This window comes from Thiomicrospira sp. (assembly GCF_014859555.1).
In the GTDB taxonomy this organism is placed as follows: Bacteria; Pseudomonadota; Gammaproteobacteria; order Thiomicrospirales; family Thiomicrospiraceae; genus Thiomicrospira.
Genome location: NZ_JACUTY010000067.1, coordinates 1 through 7605, shown reverse-complemented (window position 1 = coordinate 7605; position 7605 = coordinate 1). Strand labels below are relative to the sequence as shown.

Genomic DNA, 7605 nt, shown 5'->3' with positions numbered 1-7605 from the left:
CGCCTAGTCAAAGAAGCCCTAAAAGAACGCCAATGGTGGATAGCACAAAAACCAACAATGAAACTCCCTCTCCCTCAGGGAGAGGGTTGGGGTGAGGGTGAAATACAATTAGCTACGCCGATTAAGCTCTACATCCCCATTTATCAAAACAACCGCCGCCCAGCCTGGATATATAAACTTGGCTTATGGCTTTATGATCGATTAGCCGGCAAACAAAACATCGGCCAACACCAAAGCCTAACCCAACAACAAATCCATCAGGTCTGCCCGGAACTTAAAACCGAAAACCTAGTCAAAGGATTCAGCTACTACGACGGCCAAATGGACGACCACCAACTAGGTCTCTGGGCACTCGAGCAAGCCAAAAAACGACCAGGCCTGGTTATAAAAGAACACACCGAAGTCACCAAAGTGGACATAAAAGGCAACCTAGCTTTCGCCGATGGCACAACCCAAACCTTCGACAAAATCATCAACATCGCAGGCCCCTGGGCAGAACAACTACTCAAACAAAGCAACATCAAACCAAACTACACCCTAGACCTTGTTCGCGGTAGTCACATACTCGTAAATGCCCCCTCTCCCTTGATGGGAATCGAAGAAACGCCTAAAGCGGTCGAGGGTTGGGGTGAGGGTGAAAAATTAGCACAACACGGCTACTTCCTAGAAACCCCCAACGAGCGCCGCATCTTCTTCGTTTTACCCTACCAAGGCAAAACCCTAATCGGCACCACCGAACAGCGCCAAACGCTAAACGACAACATAACACCCAGCGAACAAGAAATAGACTACCTAATCAACGCCTATAACCACTATTTCAAAACGCCGATTACCAAACAAAATATCGTGCAAAGCTTTGCAGGCCTGCGCCCACTGATAAAAAGCGCCGACAACCCAAACAAAGCGACCCGCGAATACACTATTCAACAAAATCAAAACCTCATCACCGTATTCGGCGGCAAATGGACAACCGCAAGAAAACTTGCCAAAAAAATAACAAAACACGTCCGCGCAAATCCGTGTTCATCCGTGGCTAACAAACAACCAGGCCAGGTAAAGAGAACGCTATGAATTTAGAAAACCTTATAACCACAATTAATACCGTTCACCAAACTTTTCAAGTAAAAGCTTTGCAAACCGTGAGTGTAAATCTAACATTGCGCAACTTCGTGATTGGTTATTACATAGTTGAATATGAACAAAACGGTAGCGATAAAGCCGCTTACGGCACGCGGCTTATAGAAAATCTAGCTCAAAAACTCGCCCATATCAAAGGGATGTCGGTCACCGCATTAAAGCTCATGCGTCAGTTTTATCTAACCTATCCGCAAATAAGTCAATCACTGACTGACCAATTCAAAGTCGATATAAAAATAAGTCAATCAGTGATTGACCAATCGGTAAATACACCTTCATCGGCTTTAAAAGTACCTGCAGAAAAACTATTAAGAAGCTGCAGCTTTACCCACTTTATCGAATTGGTCAAAATCGATGACGAACTCAAGCGCACCTTCTATGAAGTCGAAATCATAAAAGGCAATTGGAGTGTTCGAGAGCTTAAACGGCAAATTGCATCTTTGCTCTATGAGCGTGTCGGCTTATCAATTGACAAAAAAACGTTACTGCAATCGTTAGACAATAAAACCGAAGCTTTTAACCCAACAGCGATAATCAAAGAACCTTACATTCTTGAATTTACCGGCTTAGAAGCCAAGCAAACCTACAGCGAAACCGATTTAGAAACCGCCTTGCTCAATCACATCGAGTCATTCTTACTTGAACTTGGCACAGGCTTTTGTTTTGAAGCCAGACAAAAAAAAATATCGATTGAAAACGAACACGACCGCATAGACCTGGTGTTTTATCACCGCGTACTCAAATGCCATGTGTTAGTCGATCTAAAAGTCAGAGCTTTCAGCCATGCCGATGTCGGGCAAATGAACTCCTACCTAAACTACTACAAAAACGAAATTTCCATGCAGGGCGACAACCCGCCAATCGGCATCATACTTTGTACCGAAAAAAACAATATCAAAGTAGAATACGCCACCGCTGGATTAGATAAAAACCTATTCGTATCCAAATACAAAATCATGCTGCCAAGCACCAAAGAACTTGAAGCGTTGGTAAAAGACGATTTAGAAGATATCGCAGCGGAGAATGTTAGTGAAAAATAGTATCCGTCAAAATCCGTGCTCATCCGTGGCTAACAAACAACCAGGTCTGGTGAAATGATAAAACGCCTAAAACCCAAATCAGAGTTTAGCCGCAATGTGCTCACCCTAATGACCGGCACAACCATTGCACAGGCGATTCCAATTGCGATTACACCGATACTCACCCGTTTATACACACCGGAAGATTTTGGTATCCTTGCGCTTTTTGTAGCAGTTACTGCGATTCTTGGCTCTATTGCGAATGGACGCTATGAGCTTGCTATTATGTTGCCCGAAAAAGATGAAGATGCCATCAATGTTGCGGCACTTGGTTTATTAATTGCACTGTGCTTTTCGACAGTTTTGTTAATCCCTGCCATTTTTCTCAATGCACAAATAACCAACCTATTAGGTAATCAAGAAATTGGCTTTTGGCTTTATTTCGCGCCTTTTGTCGTGTTGATGACTGGGCTATTTAACGTTCTCAACTACCTCAATACCCGCAAAAAACTCTACAAAGACATTGCCAAAGCTAATGTTTATAAAGCAACCGCTGCAGCCAGTGTTCAATTAGGAGTGGGCTTTATTAAAGCCGGGGCAACAGGCTTAATAACAGGGCAAATCATTTCACAAGTCGTCGCAAACTACCGCTTGGCAAAAAACACGCAACAAAACTATGATCTTAAACAAGTTAAAAAAACAGAAATAAAACGCTTGGCCAAGCGTTATATAGATTTTCCCAAGTTCTCAATGTGGGCTATTTTGGCCAATAATCTATCGAATCATTTAACAAGTATTTTTATTTCAATTTCGTTTAGTGTATCAACACTAGGATTTTATTCATTGGCGCAAAAAATGTTAGGTTTTCCATCCAGTTTAATAGGTTCAGCTATTTCTCAAGTTTTTTTTAAAGAAGCAAGTGATGAAAAGCAAAGAACGGGTAAGGTTATAGTTGCTTTTGATAAAACTTTGGTCAAGTTGGTACTTCTGTCCATACCGATTTTTAGCATACTAATGTTAATTGTAGAGGATTTGTTTGCTCTAGTCTTTGGAGAGCACTGGCGTGTTGCAGGTATATATGCAACATATTTAATACCGATGTTTGCTATACGTTTTATTGTTGCATCAGTAAGTCCCGTTGATACGGTTATGGAGAAACAGAACTATTTTTTATATTTTAATATAACCTTGCTTGTTGTAACTTTATGCGTTTTTCTTATTGCTGGATCATGGGAGTTTGAAAGTTTTTTAATAGCATTTTCAGTCTCAATAATGCTAGTTTATTTATTTTATGGTTTTGTTTTAAGGAAGATGGCAAAAAATGAATTCTGAGGATTTGAAAGATAAAATTAGGTTTCAATTAACCGAGTTAGGTTTGCAGGTAGGGGATACCCTTCTGGTGCGAGCAGACCTTGGTTCAATTGGTAAGCTAAGTCGAAATAGGTTGGATTATATTGACGTCATTCTTGGTGTACTTGGTGAATCCGGCACATTGGTTGGATTAGCCTTTACAGGCGCTACCTTTATAAGAAAAGATAAAAAAAATATTTTTGATGGTTCGAATAAAGCGAATACTGGAGCATTCGCAAATGTAATGTTATCCCACCCTAAAGCAAAAAGAAGTCGTCATCCCACTAACTCTTACGTAGCAATTGGAAAAAATGCAGATTTTATATTAGACGACCATGATGAAAACTCGGGTGCTTATGAACCAATACGCAAAATTAAACAGTTAAATGGCAAGATGGCTTTGATGGGTTGTGTCTCAACAAGTCCTGGTTTTACAACTACCCACTTGGCAGAAGTCGATTTGGGATTACATAGGAGAATTATATTTCCAACTCTAAATACTTGTTACTATAAAAAAGAACAAGCTAAGTTAGATTTATTTAAACGGACTGATATTGGTGGGTGTAGCTCAACATTTTTTAAGTTTTATGCGCACTATGTGAGGGAGCAGATTCTACAACAAGGTTATGTTGGTAACGCATACAGTGTTTTAGTAGATTCTAATAAAGCTTATGATATCGATTACAAAATATTAAAAGACAATCCAAAATATAATATCTGTGAAAATCCTGATTGTTTTTTATGCCGAGCAAGACGCTGGGATAACCTTCAAGATGCACCGGCATTTTTTATTAGAAAAATGTATCGTAAGTTTGTTTCCACAAAGAGCTAGATTAGTGTCAAGTGTTATCCAACTCAATGGCAAAAACTTGTGTATCCAGAAGGGTATAAAGCAAGTTGACTTCAAGGCATCCAGTGTTATTACCGACGATGTCTGGTCTTTTATTGAGTTGTGGCTAAAAAGAAATAAGTGTAATTCGGCTTTAAGTTGTTGGGTGCAGAGTAGACGGTTTTACGAGCAAGCTGCTGACTCGCCCATAGAGGTCATGCCTTTACCGCTTTACTATTCTTTTCTTAATGCGACTAAGGCGTTGTTGGAATCGTCTAAGGTTGCTAAATACGCCAGCACACATGGCGTTTCAGGTGGGCGTGATTTATCAGCGAAAGCTGTTTTAGCGAATGAAATGGTAACGTTTAAAACAGATGGCGTGCTCGCTGCATTATGTCGGTATTTAGGTGAAGGGAGTCTTGTTGAGGCATATCGGTTGAAAGATTTGCTGTGGAATATACCGTTTATTCACCGAGCATTTAATCATACTTATACTTCAAGCCAAGAATTGTTTATACCTCTGAAAACGCCAACTTATGTACGTCATGAGTCAACGCGTGAGGCTTGGATTGAAGCGGTGGTTCACCCCAACTTTGCGGATTCTCGCAAATTGAAGTCACTACCTAAATCAATCGAATTGCAACTCAATGATAAAGCTTGGATTGTCAGAAGAAGAAAACGATTTAACTGGTTCAAAGGAAAGACCACCAAATTACAAAAAGATGCAGCTTTAGTGCGGTTATGCAATTACCATTCAGCCAATCGTCGCATCTTTGCGCATATTAGTGGTGTAAATGATTTATGGTATTTAAAGAAAGACTTGCCCACAAATTCTTTAACAGAACGTCATTTATTAACATTGATGTTTGCCGGAATGCATCGTTTTAGTGAGTTGGCACGTTATGATTCTGCTGGCTTGGAAAGGTTGCTTGCAACTGATGGTAACTGGTTAATAAGTGAGTTTATTAAAGGTGCACCATTTCAGTTTATTGACCAAATCGCCTCTGAAATAACAGGCCTAAAAATTGTTCAACCAAGGATAAGAAGTTGATAAAAATCAAAATCCCTCATCTTTGCCAAACTGAACAACGTTATGAGCTGGATATTCTGCTGGGTGAGTTTTTGGGTTTGGCGTTTGAAGTCGAAACCTATGATGGCGATGTGATTGAAATCACCAGGCCTTTATGCCCGAATAAGTATGGTGATTCTTATGCAGGTTCGGCGCAGTGCAAAAATATTAAACACCATGCTTTGCCTTAAAAAGGCGATTAAAGGTCAAATAGGGCGCAGGCTTGTGAGAGTAAAGTTTATCGGTTTGTTTTTTATTATTTTGCTTGGTTATGCTGTGGTGTTGTTAACTTTGCCTTATGTGAGCGTTTATTACACTTATTTTGCTATACCCGCTTTAGCGGTTACCGGGTTGTTTGGTTTCGGGAGCTTAAAAAATCCCAAATTAACGGCGGCATTTGTTTTTATTATTACGCTCATCGCTTGGGTAGCGACTTTGTTAACTGTGAGCTATGTTGGTGTTTATTTGTCGATGATCGTTTTGCCAATACTCGGGTTTTCGGCTTTGGTCATGTTTATGGAATCAAAACAAGGCAATAAATCTTAGTATCTGTGAAGTTCTTCGTATCCGCGGTAAACAACCAGGCCTGTTGGTTCAGAGGGTGAAGGATTTGTTTTTGTAAAATGAAAATTTCACTTGTATTAAATCGCACGAGTAATAAACCAACCATTATGGTTACATGGAGTTGGGGTGGCTGAGTACAATCTTGACGATGTAAAGAAAGCGGCGATTGCTTCTCGGGTTGAATATCGCGGGCGAAAGGTACAGCGCGATATTGCGAATTTAGGCTATGACCTGAATGATGCTATTGATTGTTAGATGCAATTGAGCGAGACGCACTTTTGCAGAACCCATATGTATGATGATGCGACCCCGCCGGATGATGATTACATTTGTCAATATACTCGGCGCTGTGTGGGGAAGCCGCAACCGATGATTTGTATATTAAATTCTGCTTGGTGGATGATTGCTTAATGATTGACATAGGGTCGTTTCATTTGTCGTGATAAGCCAATGTTAGGGGAATACAGAAATGAGTGAATGTAAAATTTGTAAAAGCTTGAATTCAACCATTAACTGCAACACCCAGCCTTAAAACACGCCTTAAAACAAAAGGACAAACATTGCTAAAAACTAAAATTCCCAATCTCTGCCAATCCGAACAGCGTTATGCGTTGGATATTATGCTGGGTGAGTTTTTGGGTTTGGTGTTTGAGGTGGAAACTTATGCTGGCGATGTGATTGAAATCACCAGGCCTGGTGATAGCGCTAACGACTAATCTAATCCTAGCTGTTAAAATAGCGCGCTGAACTGAATGAGGAAACACAATGCTAAAAAAACTCTATGTGCACAACTTTAGAAGTTTGCAAAATTTTGAGCTGGATTTAACTCATATCAAAAGTGCTTTGTTGCTTGGCAAAAACGGTTCGGGTAAAACCAGTGTTTTCGACGCGATTGAAATTTTTCAGCAGATCGCACAAGGCGTGACGCAGATAAAAAACTTGGTAAAAAAGCAAGACTTTGCGTTTGGCGACAACAGCAAGCCAATGAAGTTTGAGCTGGATGTTGAGCTGGACGCTAAGTCGTTTATTTACACCATTGAAATTGAAATGCCGGAAGGTTTTCGCGAACCAAAGATTAAACACGAACAGTTGAAATTCGATGGGCGAATTCTTTTTGAGCGAGAAGGCGGGCGAACATTGTTAAATAGTGCCGCTGAATTCACGCTCGATTGGCATCATTTTGGTTTACCGTTGATCTCTGTGCGCGATGATAATGAGCCGATTGCTCAATTTAGAAAATGGTTAAGCAGCATTGTGATTTTATCGCCATGCCCAAAACACTTTACCACCACCAGCAAAGGCGAAAACACCTATTTAGACAGAGAGGGCCAACACCTGCTCGATTGGATCAGAGAACTGCTGGCAGAAAGCCCAAATCTTTATAGCGAAATTAACGAGTTTTTAACGCACCGTTTAACGGACTTTTCGCTTTTTAAATTCAACCCGATTGGGGCGGATGAAAAAGAGTTGAAGGTTGAGTTTAAAAACGATGGCAAAAAGAAAATCGAACTCAACTTTTCGCAACTGTCAGACGGCGAGAAAATTTTTATGCTGGCAGCAGGCCTGTTGGCGCGCATGAACAACGGCAAACCGATACTCTGCTTATGGGATGAACCGGATAATTTCATTTCGCTTGT

General features: G+C 40.6%; 10 protein-coding genes. All 10 read left to right on the top strand.

The window, feature by feature from the left end:
* A partial coding sequence (locus IBX48_RS09230) for an FAD-dependent oxidoreductase (protein ID WP_296833612.1) occupies positions 1-1071 on the top strand: 1071 nt, incomplete at its 5' end.
* Positions 1068-2177, top strand: a complete 1110-nt coding sequence (locus tag IBX48_RS09225; RefSeq protein ID WP_296833610.1) for a PDDEXK nuclease domain-containing protein — start codon at positions 1068-1070, stop codon at positions 2175-2177. The genes IBX48_RS09230 and IBX48_RS09225, both read left to right, overlap by 4 nt.
* Before the next feature lie 54 nt (positions 2178-2231).
* On the top strand, positions 2232-3488 hold the full coding sequence (locus IBX48_RS09220; protein ID WP_296833607.1) for an oligosaccharide flippase family protein: 1257 nt from the start codon (positions 2232-2234) through the stop codon (positions 3486-3488).
* Complete coding sequence (locus tag IBX48_RS09215) at positions 3478-4338, top strand: AAC(3) family N-acetyltransferase (RefSeq protein WP_296833604.1); 861 nt, start codon at positions 3478-3480, stop codon at positions 4336-4338. Before IBX48_RS09220 ends, IBX48_RS09215 begins: the two co-directional genes overlap by 11 nt.
* A gap of 4 nt (positions 4339-4342) precedes the next feature.
* Entirely contained in the window at positions 4343-5386 is a 1044-nt protein-coding gene (locus IBX48_RS09210; RefSeq protein ID WP_296833601.1) for a YaaC family protein, read from the top strand.
* Entirely contained in the window at positions 5383-5595 is a 213-nt protein-coding gene (locus IBX48_RS09205; RefSeq protein WP_296833598.1) for a hypothetical protein, read from the top strand. The genes IBX48_RS09210 and IBX48_RS09205 overlap by 4 nt, the downstream gene beginning before the upstream one ends.
* 34 nt (positions 5596-5629) lie before the next feature.
* Complete coding sequence (locus IBX48_RS09200; RefSeq protein WP_296833595.1) at positions 5630-5950, top strand: hypothetical protein; 321 nt, start codon at positions 5630-5632, stop codon at positions 5948-5950.
* Between the two features lie 144 nt (positions 5951-6094).
* Positions 6095-6223 (top strand): hypothetical protein, encoded by a 129-nt coding sequence (locus IBX48_RS09195; RefSeq protein WP_296833592.1) that lies wholly within the window; start codon positions 6095-6097, stop codon positions 6221-6223.
* 305 nt (positions 6224-6528) lie between these two features.
* On the top strand, positions 6529-6684 hold the full coding sequence (locus IBX48_RS09190; protein WP_296833589.1) for a hypothetical protein: 156 nt from the start codon (positions 6529-6531) through the stop codon (positions 6682-6684).
* Positions 6685-6733: 49 nt separating this feature from the next.
* Positions 6734-7605, top strand: an 872-nt coding sequence (locus IBX48_RS09185) for an AAA family ATPase (protein WP_296833586.1), incomplete at its 3' end; no start/stop codon positions are given.